11 protein-coding genes are annotated in these 18,567 nt (G+C 62.7%); 6 read left to right on the top strand and 5 right to left on the bottom strand.

Going from position 1 to position 18,567, the window contains the following annotated elements; all coding sequences use genetic code 11:
* Window positions 1-7: 7 nt before the first annotated feature.
* Both zipA and ACYVKM_RS09275 read left to right on the top strand, forming a co-directional pair.
* Window positions 8-1,024 (top strand): cell division protein ZipA, encoded by a 1,017-nt coding sequence (zipA, locus tag ACYVKM_RS09280; RefSeq protein WP_460877313.1) that lies wholly within the window; start codon window positions 8-10, stop codon window positions 1,022-1,024.
* Between the two features lie 194 nt (window positions 1,025-1,218).
* Window positions 1,219-1,572: a hypothetical protein gene (locus tag ACYVKM_RS09275; RefSeq protein WP_460877312.1), complete on the top strand. Its 354-nt coding sequence runs from the start codon at window positions 1,219-1,221 to the stop codon at window positions 1,570-1,572.
* Between the two features lie 128 nt (window positions 1,573-1,700).
* Here the strand turns inward: ACYVKM_RS09275 and ACYVKM_RS09270 are convergent, their stop codons facing one another.
* Both ACYVKM_RS09270 and ACYVKM_RS09265 read right to left on the bottom strand, forming a co-directional pair.
* On the bottom strand, window positions 1,701-2,867 hold the full coding sequence (locus ACYVKM_RS09270; protein ID WP_460877311.1) for an efflux RND transporter periplasmic adaptor subunit: 1,167 nt from the start codon (window positions 2,865-2,867) through the stop codon (window positions 1,701-1,703).
* A gap of 11 nt (window positions 2,868-2,878) precedes the next feature.
* Window positions 2,879-6,067, bottom strand: a complete 3,189-nt coding sequence (locus ACYVKM_RS09265) for an efflux RND transporter permease subunit (protein ID WP_460877310.1) — start codon at window positions 6,065-6,067, stop codon at window positions 2,879-2,881.
* 653 nt (window positions 6,068-6,720) lie between these two features.
* Between ACYVKM_RS09265 and ACYVKM_RS09260 the strand changes: the two genes are divergently transcribed.
* The 4 genes from ACYVKM_RS09260 (at window position 6,721) to ACYVKM_RS09245 (ending at window position 11,052) form a co-directional block, all read left to right on the top strand.
* Window positions 6,721-7,710, top strand: a complete 990-nt coding sequence (locus ACYVKM_RS09260) for a helix-turn-helix domain-containing protein (protein ID WP_460877309.1) — start codon at window positions 6,721-6,723, stop codon at window positions 7,708-7,710.
* A gap of 798 nt (window positions 7,711-8,508) precedes the next feature.
* On the top strand, window positions 8,509-8,979 hold the full coding sequence (locus ACYVKM_RS09255) for a hypothetical protein (RefSeq protein WP_460877308.1): 471 nt from the start codon (window positions 8,509-8,511) through the stop codon (window positions 8,977-8,979).
* A gap of 94 nt (window positions 8,980-9,073) precedes the next feature.
* Complete coding sequence (locus tag ACYVKM_RS09250; RefSeq protein WP_460877307.1) at window positions 9,074-9,652, top strand: TetR/AcrR family transcriptional regulator; 579 nt, start codon at window positions 9,074-9,076, stop codon at window positions 9,650-9,652.
* Window positions 9,649-11,052 (top strand): nitrilase-related carbon-nitrogen hydrolase, encoded by a 1,404-nt coding sequence (locus tag ACYVKM_RS09245; protein WP_460877306.1) that lies wholly within the window; start codon window positions 9,649-9,651, stop codon window positions 11,050-11,052. The genes ACYVKM_RS09250 and ACYVKM_RS09245 overlap by 4 nt, the downstream gene beginning before the upstream one ends.
* 63 nt (window positions 11,053-11,115) lie before the next feature.
* Here ACYVKM_RS09245 and ACYVKM_RS09240 read toward each other — a convergent pair whose 3' ends face one another.
* The 3 genes from ACYVKM_RS09240 to ACYVKM_RS09230 all read right to left on the bottom strand — a co-directional run bounded on the left by ACYVKM_RS09240 (window position 11,116) and on the right by ACYVKM_RS09230 (window position 18,343).
* On the bottom strand, window positions 11,116-11,331 hold the full coding sequence (locus tag ACYVKM_RS09240; protein WP_460877305.1) for a hypothetical protein: 216 nt from the start codon (window positions 11,329-11,331) through the stop codon (window positions 11,116-11,118).
* 33 nt (window positions 11,332-11,364) lie between these two features.
* Window positions 11,365-17,397, bottom strand: coding sequence for an ESPR-type extended signal peptide-containing protein (locus tag ACYVKM_RS09235; RefSeq protein ID WP_460877304.1), 6,033 nt, complete (start codon window positions 17,395-17,397; stop codon window positions 11,365-11,367).
* Window positions 17,398-17,530: 133 nt separating this feature from the next.
* The gene (locus ACYVKM_RS09230; protein WP_460877303.1) at window positions 17,531-18,343 is read right to left on the bottom strand and encodes a sulfotransferase family protein; all 813 of its coding nucleotides are present in this window, start codon (window positions 18,341-18,343) and stop codon (window positions 17,531-17,533) included.
* Between the last annotated feature and the right edge of the window lie 224 nt (window positions 18,344-18,567).

Genomic DNA, 18,567 nt, shown 5'->3' with positions numbered 1-18,567 from the left:
CCCCATGATGACGCTGCAACCCGTGCTCGCCTTCGCCTGGAACCCTGCTGTCGGCATTCCGCTGCTGATCGTCGGCCTGATCGTGCTGGCGCTGATCTGGCTGTTCGGGCAGCCGAAGAAGGAGCAGGGCAAGCGACGCCCCGTTCAGAGCGAACACGCGGGCGAACGCCGTGAGCCGACCCTGGGCGACGAAACCAGCCTGGCCGACGATCCGGTTTTCAGCGCACTCGATCGATCCGCACACGCCGGCCAGCATGCGGAAATGTCGCAGCCGGAGCAGGGCGAGCTGGAAGTCGGTCTGCGCGAGGAACTCGAACGGCTGGGCGCGACGCTCTCGGGCGAACGCCATGGAACCCAGCCAAAACAGGCCGCATCGGATCAGCCCCCGTCGAACAGGCCCCCGCTGGCAGGTCATGCCGCCTCCATCGTGGATGCCTTGCGGGCACCCAGCACCGACGAATCAGCACCTGCGGTCGCCAAGGCCACACCGACTGCGGCTACGCCGACAGTCCCTGTAGCACCCGTTGCCGCGAAAGTGCCGCCGCGCTCGGATCTCGGCCGTCGACCGGCTCAGCTGCCGGTGGAGCGCATCGTCACGCTGTTCGTGGTGGCGCGCGAAGGCGAGCACTTCAACGGCCCGGACCTGGTCGTGGCTGCCGAAAAGGCCGGCCTCGAGTTCGGCGACATGGGCATCTACCACCGCCTAGTCGATGGCAAGCGCGAGCTCGGACCGATCTTCAGCGTGGCCAACATGCTCAAGCCTGGCAGCTTCGATCTGGGCCGGCTGGATAGCTTGCGCACGCCCGGCGTGAGCTTCTTCATGACGTTGCCGGCACCGTTGCCGGCGCTTGACGCCTGGGACGCGATGCTTCCCACCGCGCAGCGCCTGGCCGAGTTGCTCGATGGTCTCGTGCTCGACGAGGAACGCAACGCACTTGGCCGCCAGCGCATCGCCCACATCCGCGACCAGCTGCGCGGCTGGGACCGCGACCACGAAGGCAAGGAAATCATCTTCGGGCGGTGAACCGGTCGTCATCTCGCTGGACCGGTTTCAAGGCCCGGCTACGCTAGACTTTGCGAACTATGATCCAGGGGTGGGGTGTGAACACGTTGCCTTTGTCGTGGAAGATAGGTGCTGCGGTGGCCGGCATGATCATGGCCGGCTTTGCATGGAATGCCCTGAGCAGATATCAGGCACAGCGTCAGGCAGACGAGATCATGCAGAACCTCGCGCGCACTGCGGCGCAAAATGCCCAGCAGGCAGAGGAGCAGGCCCGGCAATTCCATGCGCAAGTGGCGGCAAGTCTGAATCAGCAGCAGGAAGACCGGTACAACACGAACCAGCAGGTGAGCGAACAGGCCCGGCAATATCAGGTGGAGCAGGCCATGCGCCTGAAAAGGCAGCAGCAGGAAGCGGCACTGCAGCAGCAGCGTTTCATGCTTGGCCCGGATCAAAAATGTGTCGGCGGGGTGGTCATTGCCGCACGCGGTTCGAGCTACTCGCAGGCAACCGACTCCGACGGGCAGCCGATCCCGTGCACCGGGCAGACAGCTACCGAACCTCTTCGCTGATTTGTCGAATGCGCCGCATCAGTCCGGATATCCCGGCGCAGATGCGGCGAGGTATCGCGGCCCGCATGCGATCATAGGAATCACGGGCAGGCCTTCCGGCCGTCCCGCCAGCATCACGGAATCGATGATCAGCGGTCGTTTCCGGCGATGCGGACCTGCTCGCCTTCGTACAGCGAATCAGCCGGGTTGAGGATGATGCGGACATTGGCATCCAGACCGCCGGTCACCTCGATGGTGTTGCCGAAATCGCGCCCCAGGGTGACCGGTTGCAGATGAACGCGTTGCTGCGCGTCGACCAGCGCGATCCGCAGCCCCTCGCTGCGGAACAGCAAGGTGTTGGCCGGCACGATGAAATCGTGCGTCGCGGTTGAAAGCGCCAGCTTGACGTTGGCGTATACGCCAGGGACCAGTGCCTGACCGGCGTTGTCCACGTCGATCTCGGTGCGCAGAGTACGGGAGTTCGGATCGAGCGCGTCCGCGGTTCGGGCAACGGTACCGGTAAACGGCCGGGCACCATAGCTGCTCAGAGTGACGGTCACCGGCATGCCGATGTGTACACTGCCGGCGTAGCTTTCGGGCACATCGACGAACACGCGCAGCCTGGTGGTATCGGCGATGACGAACAGGTTGCTGCCGGTCGAGCCGGCATCGACCAGCGCGCCCACATCCAGGTTGCGCTGGGTGATCACGCCATCGAATGGCGCCAGGATGTGCTTGAACTGTTCCATGTTTTCCAGCTTGGCGACATTGGCGTGGTCCGCCTCCACCGTGGCGATGTCGGCGTTCAACTGGGCCACGTACTGATCACCCGTCTGCAGTGCCACCAGTCCCTGCTTGACCAGTACTTCGTAGCGGTCGGCGGTGACCTTGGCCAGCTTCTCGTTCGCCTGGTCGGTCCGCATCTGCGCCTGGCCCTGCAGGAGCTCGTTGTCGACATCGGGAGTATCCAGATCCGCGAGGCGCTGGCCCTTCTTGACCCGGGTGCCGATGTCCACATACCACCTGGCCACGTAGCCCGTGGTGCGTGCGTAGATCTGGGCGTCCTGCCACGAGTTGACGGTGCCGGGCAAGGTCAGCGACTGATCTTCGGGGGCTGCCTTTGGTATCAGGGTGGCCACGATCGGCACGGCCTGACGGTCGGTGTCCTTGCTCAACTCGTGGCGTGCATGCACGCGCTGCAGTATGCCGAACACGCCGAGCGCGACCAGCGCGATGCCAAGCACGATGAGCACGAGCCGCGCGCGATGCGATGGCTTGGTGGACTGGCGCGGAACAGGAGTGTTCGGGGTGGGCATGATCTTAGGTCTCAAGCGGCGGCAGCATCAAGGCGTGCCTGGCGACGCCGGTGCAACAGACTGAAGAACGTCGGTACGAAGAACAACGTGGCCGCGGTGGCCAGCAGCAGGCCGCCGATCACCGCGCGGCCGAGTGGCGCATTCTGCTCGCCGCCTTCACCCAGCCCCAGTGCCATCGGCACCATGCCGATGATCATCGCAAAAGCGGTCATCAGCACCGGGCGGAAACGGGCGAAGCCGGCTTCGATGGCGGCCTTCACCGGGTCGCCATGCCGGTCCAACTGCTCGCGCGCGAAGCTGATCACCAGGATCGAGTTGGCGGTAGCAACACCCATGCACATGATCGCGCCCATCAGGGCCGGCACCGACAGCGGCGTGCCGGTCAGGAAAAGCATCCACACCAGTCCGGCGAGCGCGGCAGGCAAGGCCGCGATGATGATCAGCGGATCCAGCCAGCTCTGGAAGTTGACCACGATCAGCAGATACACCAGCACGATGGCGAAGGCGAGACCTCCGATCAGGCCGCGATAGGACGCCGCCATGGTCTGCACCTGTCCGCGCACGTCGATGTCCACGTCACGCGGCAGCTGCTTCGAATAGTCGTCGACGATACGCTGCACATTGGCCGCGACGCTGCCCAGGTCGGTCTGGTCGACGGCGGCATACAGATCCATGGTCGGTCGGGTGCTGTAGTGGGTGACGATGGCCGGCCCGACACTGCGCGAGAAGGTGGCCAGGTTCTCGAGAATCTGGCTGGCTGCTCCACTGGCATTGAGGCTGCTGCTGACCGCTGTTGCTCCGGTCGTGCTGGTAATCGGCAATGTTTTCAGGTCCTGCAGGGTATCGATTCGATACTGCGGCGCCTGCGTCGCGATGGTGTAGCTGATGCCAGTCTTCGGATCGACCCAGAACGTCGGGCTGACCTGCGAAGAGCCGGCGAGGGCAGTCAGCAGGTTGCTCGCCACATCCTGCGTGGTGAGACCGACCAGACTGGCACGCGTGCGATCCACATTGACATTGAGCTGCGGCAGATTGAGTGCCTGTTGCACACGCAGATCGACCAGGCCTGGCACGCGCGCCAGCTTGCCATAGAGATCATCCGCCACCTTGGCGATGGCCTTGGGGTCATGCCCGCTCACCTGCACGTCGATCGGTGCGGGCGAGCCGAAGTTGAGGATCTGGCCGACCATGTCGGCGGGCAGGAACGAAAAGATCACTCCCGGATACTTCTGCGCCAGCTGCCGCCGCAGCGAGCGGACGTAATCGATGGTCGGGTGGTGACCGTCCTTCAAGGTGACAAAGACATCACCATCGGACGTGCCGACCACACCGGTATTGCTGTAGGACAGATTGATGCCGCTGTACGGGAGGCCGAGCGTGTCGACGATGCTGTCCAGCTCATTCTTCGGAATGGTCCGGCGGATCACGTCTTCGATGCCGTCGGCCAGGCGTGCCGTTTCCTCGATGCGCAGACCGGTCTCGGCACGGAAATGCAGCTTGATCTGACCGCCATCGACATACGGGAAGAAGTCGCGGCCCAGCCACGGCACCAGCAGCGCGACCGACAGCGCGCAGCTGGCGAAGAACAGCACGGCGAACAGGCCACGGTGTTCCTCCGCTGTTTCCAGCGCATCGCGGTAGCTGTCACGAATGCTCTCGAAGCGCTTCTCGAAACCTGCCTGAAAACGCCCCAGTGGCCCCTTGGGCTGCTCACCATGCACGTGCTTCTTCAGCCAATACAGGGACAGTGTGGGTACCAGCGTCCGCGACAGCACGTACGAGGCCAGCATGGCAAACACGACGGCCTCGGCCAACGGTGCGAACAGGTACTTGGCCACACCGCCCAGGAAGAAGATCGGCACGAACACGATGCAGATCGACAGTGTCGAGACCAGCGCCGGTACGGCGATCTGGTGCGCACCTTCCATGATCGCCTCGTAGACGTCCTTGCCCTGTTCCAGGTGCGAGTTGATGTTCTCGATGGTCACCGTGGCGTCGTCGACAAGGATGCCGACCGCCAGGGCCAGGCCGCCCAGGGTCATGATGTTGATCGTCTCGCCCAGCGCGGACAGCGCGATGATCGAGGCCAGGATCGACAGCGGGATCGAGATGGCGATGATCAATGTGGAACGCCATGAGCCCAGGAACAGCAGGATCATCAGCCCGGTGAGCGCCGCGGCGATCACGCCTTCGCGGATCACACCCGAGACCGCAGCGCGCACGAACAGCGACTGGTCGGATATCGCCTCGACCTGCAGATTTTTCGGAATGGCTGCCCGAATCCGCGGCAACATCCGGTGCAGGCTGTCGACGATGTCCAGCGTCGATGCATTGCCGATCTTCAGGATCGACATCAGTACCGCACGTTGACCATTCACGCGCACCACATTGGTTTGCGGTGGTGAACCATCGTGCACATGTGCCACGTCACGGATATAGGTCGTGATGCCGTTGACGGTGCGGATCGGTGCGTCGTTGAGTTCGGAAATCTGCTGCGGGCTGCCATTCAAACGGACGCTGTATTCGATGTCGCCGACCTTTTCGGTGCCCGCCGGCAGGATCAGATTCTGCGCACCGATCGCGGCGACCACGTCGCTGGGCGACAGGCCGTGTGCCAGCAACGCCTGCGGATTCAGATCGACCTCGATCTGGCGCTGCTTACCGCCGTAGGGGTAGGGCGTGGCCGCACCGCGGACGGCGGTAATGAAGGGGCGCACGGTCTGGTTGGCGTCGTCGAAGATGGTCGTCTCGGACAAGTCCTTCGACGACAGCGCAAACTGCAGGATCGGCACGCTCGACGCGTTGTAGACGATCACCAGCGGCGGCGTCGTGCCGGGCGGCATCGACTTGACTACGGTCTGCGAAATCGAGGTGATCTGCGCGACCGCCATATCGATATTGACGTTTGGCTGGAAGAACACCTTGACCAGGCCGACGCCGTTCAACGACTGCGTCTCGGTGTGCTCGACGTCATTGACCGTGGTGGTGACCGCGCGCTCGAAACCGGTCACGATACGGTTGTTCATGTCATCAGCAGGCAGACCGGTGTACTGCCACACCACCGAAACGACCGGGATATCAATGTTCGGAAAGATGTCGGTCGGCGTGCGCAGGATCGCCATCGGCCCGAGTATCAACAGCAACAGCGCCAGAACGATGAAAGTCAGCGGCCGCTCAAGGGCGATTTTTACAATCCACATATCCGTTGACTTCCATCAACCATGCCTACGGACGGATAGATCCGTCGGATATGGTCAGGCTCTTGATGTGCTTGGGGGAAAGGGCATCGCGCCGAATGGCGCCATTCACACAGTGAACGCACGTGCGAGGACATGGTTGACGTGTCGTAGTCCTTTTAACTATGTCATCCATTGATCCAACGCTCGGAAAGCTGCGAAATCAATGGTTTGTGTCTGAGAGCGATTGATATTGGTAATTAGCTGTGTTCAAACGCGACCGGGCTAGTGGGCCACAGTTAAGGGTCCGAGATGAGCGCTCTGTCCAGCCAGGGATTCGCGCGCGCGCTCTCACTCAGCTGCGTTCGATGATGGCGAGCGAGGGTGGCTCATAGGCGACTTTCATGGCTTAGACAGCCGGCGCCTGCGCATCTGGCCAGTGGCTGCTGGCTGCAGAGCAGGCGAGGGGGACGAGTCGGGAGGCCGCGTGCGTGAGTCACCGTTGCGATCGCCGGAAATGTTGTGAAGCCCTGTAGCTGACGCCCGCTTAGATCCAGCCGGGAAGATGATGTCGCAATCGAATTTACTAAATTTATTGACATGGGTGCTCATCTCGCTCAGAATAACGTGCACTTTAGCCTTCGTTAAATTTAGTGCACATCATTCCGGAGCGGCCCATGAGCAGTGACACCTTGGTACAACTAGCCCTAGCCGCCACCGGCTACACCCAGAAGGAGCTCAGCCTGAAGCTCGGCGTATCCCCGACCCAGGTGAGCAAATGGAAGAAGGGGGAGTACATCTCCTTCGAGATGGAGAGGCGACTCCGCGAACTGGCCAGGATCGGCGACTTGGATCCCGACGTCGTGGTTTCGGCCGGCTCGCTGGAGGCGGCAATGAAGTGGCGGCAACTCATTGCATTCTTGGCTGACTTCGCACGCGAAGGCGCTGAAACGGGCTACAACACCATTCCTCTGCAAGACGAACTCGACCTACTGACCGGAACGACCGTCCGCATCCTGAAGGAAATTGGTGCACCGATCCCGCCTCTGTTTCCTTGCGACATCGATTTGGATTTTGCTACAGCCTGGGGGGATGAGGCCAGCGACGAAGCACTTATCGGCGCTATTGAGGGCAACCCGTACTCGAACACCATCCTAGCTATCTTTAGGGCGCTCAATGACGTGTATGGTTTCTACGCGGCGTACTTGTCCGAACTTTTCGACCGCGAGGAGCTCGGTCTCATGGAGACTGCCGCCGAGAACATCGAACCCTGCCTTGTCGAATTGGCGGCGACGAAAGTGGATATCGACGACGACTTTGCGCCCGGTTTCGGCGCGTTCCGCGCCAAAATTCGCGCCAATTACGAGAAGTGGATCGGCATAGTCAAAGACAAGGCGTTCCAGGCAGGGGTGCCCCTGAGGGCCGAGTTGATGAATCTGGTGTACGACTCCAGTGACGAGTTGAGCGATGAGGCGGAAGCAGAGAGTCTCGGCTTCAACGCAGGGCGCATTCACCCCGATATCTATATGAACGAGCTGCTAGTCGGCATGCGTGTCATCCATCAGGTGTTGCCTGCCATCCTCAAGAAGCTCGGCATCGAGGAGGAGTTTAAGTTGGACCGGTCCGAGCTGAGCCTCGGCAATTCGCCGCAAACGGATGAGGATTAGGAGAGCGGCTGGTGTCGCGGTTCCCGCCGCGCGCTCCCCCAATGAGGAACTTCCCAGCGGGCGTCACGCCGCAAACGTTATCGACGCCATCAAATTGTCTGAGATTTGCTGGAAGAGAATGGCACGGTGGCGCACCCGTACAAGCTGAAGAACTTAGACAGCTCAGGCGACAGAAGATCGAGCCCACCAAGAGGTCGATCGCGCCAGACAGGAAGCAAAGCAATGTGATGTGGGGTGACGTGGTTAAGTGGTCAGGTGACATGGTTAAGGGGACGACGACACGCGAGGGCGAGGATAACCACCAATGTACAATTTCGCATAATGTATATTATGTCAAATATAAGGTAATACCTTAAATTTGCTTTATAACAGTCGAACTCTTTAGTTGTTGTCCTCTTCTCAAAGATCGCGCCCAGTACTGACTTCTAAGGAATTTCCCTCAGCTGCCGCCGTTGCCTGCGCGTACCTACGCCGATAGAACTCAAGCATCCTCTGAATCCGCAGTCCCGGCTCCTCGTCTGAAATCACCGCATAGCTGGAGACGACCCGAGCCGATGTGTGCACAGGAGCCGAGGTGCGCAAATCGGCCTGGACCAATTGCATCAATGATTCAAGTGGCGAACTGCCCCCGGGAGCCCCTGGCGGCCCCAGATCCCAATTGATGGCGCGGACTAAATCTTGTGTGCAACGGTGTGCCCCCGCGTCGCCAGGTAGTGGAGAATCGGTGGCCGTGGACAAGATGGCTTCAACGAGCACGTTGAGCGCAAAACGCTGCTGGGGATCAAGCTGTCCTATGGCATGTTGTACGCGGTGAATGGCCTCGGCTCGATGCTCGGCTTCGCCCTTGGCGGGATGCTGCCCAAGCCGGACGCAAGACGCCTTGGGCTGGTGATGTTCAGCGCCGACCTGGTGGCCGGGCTCTCCATCGGCTGGCTGGCGCACGCCGAACGCTTCGCCAGCGCCGCGCCTGCGCTCGCACTGATCGGCCTGGCGGCTAGCTACGGCGGCGTACTGGGGCTCAGCTGGATACAAGGACGCGTTCCATCGTCGCTGATCGGCCGTATCCTTGGCATCGTGATGTTTGCGGTACTCGGGCTTGCCCCACTATCCATGACAGCTGCCGGATTTGTCGTAGCCCATTACTCTCTGACGTTGCTGCTGACGGTGTCCGGCACAGCCATCGGCATCGTTGCGCTCTTGGGCTTGGTCACGCCAGCCATTCGCAGCTTCGGGGCCTATCCGGCACCATCGTCCTACCCACAGACTTGAGCACTGCATCATGAACCTGAGCACCTCGGGTGCCCGGGGCTGTGGCCGCGAAGTTTCCTTGTGTACTTAGTACTCGTTTGTGTACAGTGTACGCATGACAAAAAACCGCATACTCTCGGCTGCGAAAGCGGTGCTCAAATCCGCAGGCTTCGAGGGGCTGACCATCCGCAGAGTCGCCCAGCGAGCGGATCTCTCGCCTATGGCGCTCTATCGCCATTTCAAGAACAAGGACGAGCTGCTCAACGCCCTCATGCAGGACGGCATCTCCGCGTGGGAGGCGATCGTCCGCGGCATCCGCGCCCAAAACCCGGTGGAATGGCTGGAGGCGCTCATGGAGGCCTATCTCGATTTCGCGCTTAAGCAGCCGCACCGGTTCGACGCAGCGTTCTTCCTGCCTGCGCCCGCGGCGCGCCAGTTCCCCGATGATTTCGCCGCGGGCCGCTCGCCCGCGATTGTGCTCGCGATGGCTCGCATCGATCAGGCGAAGGCTGATGGTCGGTTCCGCGACGAGCCGACACTCGGGATCGCCATCGCGCTCGCGGCCTACGGACAGGGATTCGTGTCGATGCAGCGCGCCAGGCGTTTCGCGAGCGACCAACAATTCAAGGCGCTGTACCGCGCGGCACAGCGTCAGTTCCTTGATTCCCTCAAACCATCCGGGAAAAGCGAATGATCACCCTGCTGGCCGCCGTGCTGAGCGGCATCATGTTTTATCTCTCACAGGGATACGACCACGTCTGGGCCTTGATCTGGCTCGCACCCGTGCCGCTGTTGTGGCTCGCCTATGGCAAGGCGCGCACGTGGCAAGTGATCGGAGCGGGTGCCATCGCGCTCCTCGGCGGGGCAGGCTATATCCTGCAATCCCCCTACCTGCACCTCATACCGCCGCTCGTCCTCACGTCGGCTCTGGTGGTCGATGTCGGGTTGTTTTGCGTCGCGGTATGGTTTGCGCGCTTTGTGCAGCGCCGGGCGTCACCGCTCCTCACGCTGTTTGCGTTTCCGGCTTGCTGGACAGCCTTCGAGTTCCTGATTGAGCTGCGGTCCCCGAACGGCACCTACGGATCGCTCGCCTACAGCACGATGTCAGCGCCCGTCCTGATCCAGAGCGCATCGCTCTTGGGGATGTACGTCGTTACGTTCCTGATCTGCCTCTTTGCGAATACCCTCGCCATGGCGCTACGGCTCAAACGAAACACGGCCGCAGTCGGCCTCGGGCTGACGATCTGTGCGGCCAATGTGGTGTTCGGTATCGTGCGACTTGCGCGTCCGCAGCCCGACGTGGTGAGGGTGGCGGGAATCGTCGATGAGACGGCCGTAGCGGATTCCTGGCGGGCGAAGACCGTGTCGGCCGATCTCGCGGTGGCCGAAACCTATGCGCGCGAGATCCGTGCAGCCGCCCGGGAAGGCGCCAGATTCGTGGTTACGCCGGAAGGCGGCATGGCATCGACCCCTGCCGGACAGGGCACGATCGTTGCGCCGCTCGTCGCCGCCGCCAGGGATACGGGTGTGCAGATCATTGCCGGCTTCCACTCCGAGACGCCGGCCGCCGACTTCGCGCTTGCGATCACGCCCGATGGCAGGATCCAGCGTTACGACAAGCGCCATCCGGTGCCGGGCCTCGAGGACGATTTCACGCCGGGTCATGTCTCGGGCTGGTTGGGCTATGGCCGTGCCGAGGAGATCTGCAAGGACATGGATTTCCCCGACACCATTCGTTCCGATGCCGCCAAGAGCGTCCGCCTGATGGGCGTGCCCGCGGGCGACATGGGCATCGATGGCTGGCAGCACGGAATCATGTCCGTGATGCGCGGCGTCGAAGGCGGATTTTCGATCGTGCGGGCTGCCCATGACGGCCTGGTGTTCGCCAGCGACGCGCAAGGGCGTCTGGTCGCCCTCAAGCAGGATGCGCCCACGGGCCTGACCATGATTGTCGCCGACCTGCCGCTGGGATCCGGGCCAACGCTCTATACGCGGATCGGTAACGCCTTCCCGTGGCTCTGCGGAATCTTCGCTCTCGCACTTGGCGCAGGGCTGCCGGCCTGGCGGCGGTTGAGAAGCGTCTACCCTCGATAACCCCATCTAATCAACAAAGTTCTTGAACGGCATACAACGACGGCTGTTGCGAGCTAATATTTGTCAAGCCTGCCGCTTACCCGCAGCGGACAGAGCGCCAGAGGGGTCACTCTGCATCAACTGATTTAGTACTTCAAACTGTCTTTGCGTCGCGGCATCTGGACGCACGTCGTGATATCTATCGGCAAACTTCCGGGCGGCCTGCAGGTAATTCGTTTCTTCGAGCATTTTGCAAATAACAGAATCTATTGTTATCGCTGCGCCTGTCTGCATATACATGGCACCTCCTTGTGTCGATGTCCCGCGTATTGCTTAGAATTGCTTGGTGAAGCCAACACTCAACGCGTTGTCGCTAAGGTGATTGGAGAACTGCCCCTGGTAATCCAGGTACAGACCCCACGATGCACCCGCCTTCGCGGTGATGCGTGCACCCACCGTGACCATGCCGCGGCCCAGGTTATCGGCGGGCACTGCGAACACGGTGCCGTCTTGCGAGGCTTCCTGCACCACCGGCGTATTGCGGCTGCGTGTGTCGTAGCGATAGCCGACGTCGAGCTGCGGCACGTAGCTGGTACCTTGTGCGACGAATGCATCCGTGAAGGAGACCTGCGCATACGGCTGCATGGTGTTGTACGTGGTGCGTGCACCATTGACTGCGAACACGTAAGCGAGCGGGTTGTTGCTCGGCACGGTTTCACCAAAGGCATTCATGGTCTGGTGCTGATAAAGCGCACCCACGGCCGGCGTGACTTGCCACTGCGCGGCCGTCAGCGGCCATGCGGCCTGCAGTGCAGCAGATGTGATGTTGCCATCCGGATCGGCAATCGCGTGACCGATACCTGTTGCGCGATTCACTCTATAGCTGCTGTGCGCTGCGTCGAGCATGCCCGACAACACGACGGGGCCTGCATCGCCGAACACGTACAAGCCGCCATGCACGTTGTCGATGCTGCCGTTGCCACCGTCGTGATCATTGCCATTGATGCGGTCATAGCCCGCTTCCACACCGACATGCACCACGTCAGCCACGGCGTGATCCCAACCACCCTGCAGACCGAACGTTGTGCTATTCAGACCGTTGCTGCCCGAGAGCGATTCGGTGCCACCGCTGTATTGCATCCACAGACCACTGTTGCACGAGGAGGTGACGGTGTTGGTGTGCGCCGCGTTTGCCATGCCGCATGAGGTGTCGGCCGGACGCAACGTTGCACCCATCACGGTGACCAACGATTGCTGTTCGACCAGATCGACGCTACGCATCAGGTTCGCGTAAACGTCGCCGTCGCGCGGTTGGACAACGGTCGGCGGCGCTATCGGTGTTCCCGGTGCCGCCAACGTCAGAGCGACCGCCGTTGCGCCGTACGCCACCTTTGCATCAAGACCCGTTGGCACCGAGCCCGTCGAGTTTGTCGTCGCGAACGTTCCGCTCACCGCATTGGCCCGCAACAGCGTGTACACCGTATTGGTGTAGGTACCTGGCGCGTAAATCAGGCTCAGCGTGCCGGCAAGCATGGCGTTACCGTTCACCACCAACTCGGAGGCCTGCGTCGGCGTGAGATCGATCTGCATCGTTGCATCGCCGTTCTGCGCGTAGTTGCCGTTGATGGTCAACACACCCACCGAACCACCCGGCCATACCGTGCCGTCGCTCGTGACATTGCCATCGATCGCGCCGTGACCACGCAGCGTACCGCCTGCATCTACCGTCACGCTGCTTGCAATGGATGCGCCGCTGTGCTCACTGTCGCCCACTTCCAACGTACCTGCTTGTACGGTCGTGCCGCCGGTGTAAGTGTTCGTGCCATCAAGAATCAGCGTGCCGCTGCCGATTTGCGCGAGGCTGCCCGAGCCGCTGATCACGGCACCGTAGGTCATGGTATCCGTGCGATCGAATGCCATCATGCCGTTGTTCGTGACGTTGCCGCTCAACATGCCGGAGGTGCCATCGTTGGCGATCTGCAGCATGCCGCCGATGACGGTAGTGGTACCGGTGTAGGTATTGTCGCCCGTCAAGGTGACTGTCCCGCTGCCATCCTTGGTCAACGAACCACTACCGCTGATCACACCGTTGTAGATGCCGTTGGTCGCCTGGTCGAGCGTGAGGTTGGCGTTACCGCCACTTACCGGCGAGAGTGTCACGTTGCCGACGATGCTGGTGGTGTTACCAACCAGCGTGCCGTTGGTGATCGTCCACGACTGGTTCGCGTTGCCGGTGCCGCTCAACGTCCACGTGCTGGTGCCGCTCTTGCCCAGATTCGTGAAGCCCTGAATCGCTGCGCCGCTGCCTACCACCCCCATTGCACCCAGATTGAAGGTTGCGTTGACGCTACCGCCGAGCACGAAGACATCGCCGCCATTCGTGGTGCCGCCCGTGCTCACCACATTGCCGGTGAACACATGGCCCGCTTCCACGATCAGCGTATTGCCACCGCCGCTGAGATCCACCGCATCCGCTTGAGCGCCGCTTGCGCTCAACCCGCCGGCAATGGTGCCCGCGTTGGTGATGGTGGCTCCGCCGGTTGCGACCACGCCCGCGCCACCTGCACCACCGATGCCATTGCTGCCCGCGGTGCCGCCGTTGCCGCCGGTGATCGTCCCGGTGTTGACGAGCGTAAAGCCCGAGCCGCTGACGCCCACGCCGCCGTTGCCACCATTTCCGCCAGCGCCGCCATTTGCTCCGCCGGCAACGCCGTTGCCACCACGCCCACCCGCGCCGCCATTGATCCGGTTCTGATTGTTCAGCGTAAAGCCCGTGCCGCTGACCGCGTCGCCGCCAGCACTACCGGCACCACCGGACGTGCTTGAGGTGCCAGCGTACCCGGCGGCACCCGCAACACCGGTGACCTGAACGTTCGTTTGACTCGTACCCACGCCCAGCGTCGTACCCGAGGACATGTCGAAACCGCCGACGAATGTCGTGCCGGTCACATCCAGCTCGCCACCTTGAACTTGCCACACTTCGTTGAGGATGGACGAACCGTTCAGCGTCCATGTGCTGCTGCCGGTCTTTTCGTACGTGGCGAAGCCCTCGAACTGCGCACCGCTGCCCAGCTCGCCAAAGCTCGCGTTGACCGTGCCGTTGGTGCTGCCGCCCAGTATGAAAGTATCGCCGCCCGTGCCGGTGCCACTGGTGCTGATGACGTTGCCGACAATGCCTGAGCCAGTTTCCAGTACCAGCACGTTGTTGCCGCCAGAGAGATCGATCGCGTCGGCCTGCGCGCCGGTGGATCCAACGCCGCCTGCGATATGGCCGCTGTTGATGATGGTCGAGCCGCCGGTCGAGACGACGCCCACGCCGCCGTACGCACCTGCGCCTCCGCCATTGCCGCCTTGCACTGAACCGGCATTGGTCAACGTGAAGCCGGTGCCGGACACGCCTGCGCCACCGTTGCCGCCATTGCCGGCGATGGCGCCCGTGCCGCCAATACCGCCATTGCCGCCAAGAATCGAGGCGTCGGCATTGTTGGTAATCGTGTCGCCCGTTCCGGCGCTGATGCCGGTGCCGCCTGCTCCGCCTGTGCCGCCAACACCTTGCGCTCCAGCCAAGCCATTGGACGCGCTGAAGGAATAGCCGCCACCGCCGCCCGCACCACCGTTGCCACCGGTCCCGCCGTTGCCGCCTGTGACGGTAGTGCCGGGACCAGTGTCAGTGAACGAGCTTGCGCCGATGAGGACGACGCCCGCACCACCCGCACCACCCGCGCCGCCGGCACCTCCGGCGCCGCCATTGCCGCCGGCCTGCTGATGCGAATAACCACCCGCGCCGCCGGTGCCGCCCATCCCGCCTTGGCCACCCAGGCCACCCTGCAGAGCTCCGCTGTTGGTTACGGTCAGGCCCCCGCCCACGACCGCCGCACCACCGTTGCCACCCGCACCGGCCGCGCCGCCGGCGCCGCCAGTTCCGGCGGCCGCCGTCCCCCCGTTGGTGGACTCCGACCCCATTCCACCGACGCCGCCGCCGCCGCCGTAGCCACCCCAGCCGCCGGTGACGTTGCCCTGGTTGATAATCGAAATCGTGCTGCCGATGACGGCTGCGCCGCCATTACCGCCGCTGCCGCCGGCACCGCCGTAGCTGCCGCTGACACCCACGGCCCCGGTGCTCGCCGTGCCACCAAAATTCCCGGTGCCACCCATGCCACCTGAGCCGCCGCCGCCGCCCTGGAGTATTCCTCCGGCACTGTTGGTCAGCGTGGAGGCGTAGCCACTGATCGCCGAACCGCCGCCACCGCCGGCACCGCCTGCGCCACCGGGCCCGGTGGAACCCAGCATGGACGTGTCGCCGCTGGATGACGATCCGCCGAATCCACCGTTGCCGCCGATGCCACCATTCCCGCCGGTGCCACCCTGGATGAACGCGGAGTTGGTAACGGTGAAGTCACCACCCTGCACGCCCGAGGCGCCATAGCCGCCCACGCCACCCGTGCCACCGGCACTGCCGGCGCCGCCGTGATTGCCGCCGTAGCCGCCATTTCCGCCCACACCGCCAGCGCCGCCGAAGCCGCCGTAGCCGCCGTAGATCCTCGCGTTGTTGCTGTTGGTCAACGTGAATTGGCTACCGGATACCGCGGCGCCACCGACACCGCCCTGGCCACCAAGCGCTCCGGCGTAGGTGTCGCCGCCATTTCCGATCAAGTCGGTACCCCCGTTGCCAGCACTCCCGCCGGCACCGCCCAGGCTGCCGGCACCGCCGGACAAACGGCCCTGATTGGTGAGCGTGAAGCCGGTGCCTGACACGGCATATCCACCCGCACCGCCGGCACCGCCCTCGCCGCCGGCGCCGCCGTGATAATTCGTATAGCCGCCAGAGCCGCCATTGGCCCCACTGCCGCCAGAGCCGCCGATGCCACCCGCACCGCCGAGGATCGAGCTGCTGTTGTTGGTCAGCGTGAAGCTATAACCGCTGACCGCCGCCGCACCGGACACACCAAACTGACCGGACGCGCCGCTGAAACCGCTGTACGTGCCATTGCTGCCGTGCGAGCCGTTGGCGCCCGAGGTCCCGGCCACGAAGACGCCACCGTAGCCCGCACCGACTGTCAAAACGGTACCGGAGGACATTTGGAAGCCTCCCGTAAAGGTGCTACCAAAGCCGTCCAGATCCAGTTCGCCGCCCTGAACCGACCACGCCCCGACGGCGGTGGTATTCCCGACACTATCGAGCGTCCAGGTTCCCGAGCCGGTTTTTTCGTACTGGTTGAAACCCTGGTATTGCGCGCTGCTACCGTAATCGCCGATCGAACCAGAGAGCGTCGCGTTGGCGCTGCCGTCCAAATCGAGCGTGTCGCCACCGTTGGTGGTGCCGCTGCTGCTGACCACGTTGCCGATAATGCTCGAACCCGATTCCAGCACCAGCGTGTTGCCGCCACCGCTCAGATCGATCGCGTCGATCTGCGTGCCGGAAAAACCAACGCCACCGGCGATGCTGCCACGGTTGATGATGGTGGAACCGTCCGTCGCCACAACACCGACACCACCCGCGCCGCCCAGATAGTTGTTACCGGCTGCGCCACCATTGCCACCGACGATGCTGCCGCTATTGGTCAGTGTTGAACCGACGATCGCTACGCCAACACCACCCCCGCCAGCGATTCCGCCCGTGCTGCTGCCACTGGCGCTGCTGCCGCCGGCGCCGCCGGTGATCGTTGTGCCGGCACCATTGGTGACCGTACTGCCCGCGCTGGCATACACGCCCGCGCCACCACCGCCACCGCCACCGCCATAGCCCGACGAGCCAGAGAGGCCGCCGTTACCGCCATTACCACCCCTGCCGCCCACGATGCTGCCCGGATTGGTGAAGGACGTACCGCTGACGGACTGGCCCGCGCCGCCGCCACCGCCGCCACCGCCACCGCCGTAAGTTGGACCAGCAAGGTCGCCGCCACCGCCACCGCCGCCACCGTTGCCGAGCGTGCCCAATCCGCCACCAACACCTGCACCCCCGGGCCCTAAGCTACCGGCCCCGCCGGTGTTGTTGGCCCCCTGGCCCGCTGAACCCCCGCTACCGCCCGAACCACCCGTGCCGCCACTATTGGCGTAGGCGCCCGATGTGACAGCCCCGGTACCGCCTATACCTGGTTGACCGCTGGCAGTACCGGCACCACCGTCCCCGCCATTCACGCCGCAAATCGCGATCGCGCTGGGCACGCACGTCTGCGCCATCGCCGGCGTCATGATCGCCACCAAGGCCGCACTCATCGCGATCGCCAACAGGCGCGACTTCAGCTCCGGTTTCGAGGGCACGCTCGCACCGTTGACCACGCCGCCTTGCGGTGCGTTCGCCAACTCCGACGCAACTTGCATGACGCCGAGTGTGCGATTAAAAACTAGGCGATAAATGCGATTCACGATGTGTCCCCTGTTGATTTTTTATTCGTTTGATTTGTGCATTTTGGTTAGCCGCTTGCCTTGTGCATCCCTGTGCAGCGGGCAAGCGGCCATCGATCTGAAAAAAGGTGTCAACTGCACGTACGTGCAGGACTCAAACCACCCGCACCTGGCGCGGGTTCAGCGCGGGATCGAGCCAGAAGGCATCGCTTTCGAAACGACGGAACATATCCGGCGGCAACACGCTGGTGCGCTCGCACACAGCGATTTTTTTGCGCACGGTATGCAATCCCGGCGTGCCGGCACGCAGGTCGAACTCATCGGCGTGATAGCTGATGTTGTCGAAATCGTGCTTGTAGGCGGACTCGCCGATGAAGTCATAGACCGCGGCAAGCGCGCGCGCCGGATCGCTCGTCAGCGTTTCGTAGCGCAGCAACATCAGGTTGGAGGTCTCATCGCCGTAGAATGCCTCCTTCAAACCGTTGTACGCGTAGCCAACCATGCCTTCGCCATTGGCCAACCCTTCGGCGCGCGAATACACGGTGCCGCCAGGCCCATAATTGAAGATGGACGAAGGCTGGAAGGCGTTCTTGCGCACCAGCTGTTCGATGCTGTCGATGATCCACGACACGTGCCGCACGCAGGCGATGACCTTGCCGTGCGGAAACAGCTCTTTCAGGTGGCGCATCTTGGTGCACCAGGCACGGTTGGTGTCGAACACTACCTCGGCGCCATATTCGGGGCCGTAGTAGTTGTCGAACAGACCCTTGAGCATCCGGCGGCGCTGCTCATCAGAGATGAAGACCGAATATTCGTTACGGTCGCTGAGCTCGCCCAGCATGGTGTTGAAGGCGCCCCCGAGTGGGCCGCTCATCCCCGCATGGAATCGCGGGTTCTGGCTCAAGATCGCTGACAGCAGCGTAGACCCTGACCTGGGAAGGCCTGAAATAAAGTGAACAGATCGCACATGCATCCCAAAGACATGTAGTAGCGGAGTGCAGCAATGACCATGCCACCGTCAATAAAAAATGAGAACTACGGCGCATATGGCGGCTCAGTGGGATCGCAAGTAATTACTATCGACCGAGAGCACTCTTCGAGTCATCTTGTGACCCGGCGCGACATGTGACCAATCGCAGCGCCTGCACCTCATGTCCTCGAGCAAAACCCTTTTGACACAGTTCCGTTCTT

This window comes from Rhodanobacter koreensis, assembly GCF_054782855.1.
The sequence above is the reverse complement of the archived record's forward strand: the minus strand, read 5'-3'. Positions and strand labels throughout refer to the sequence as shown.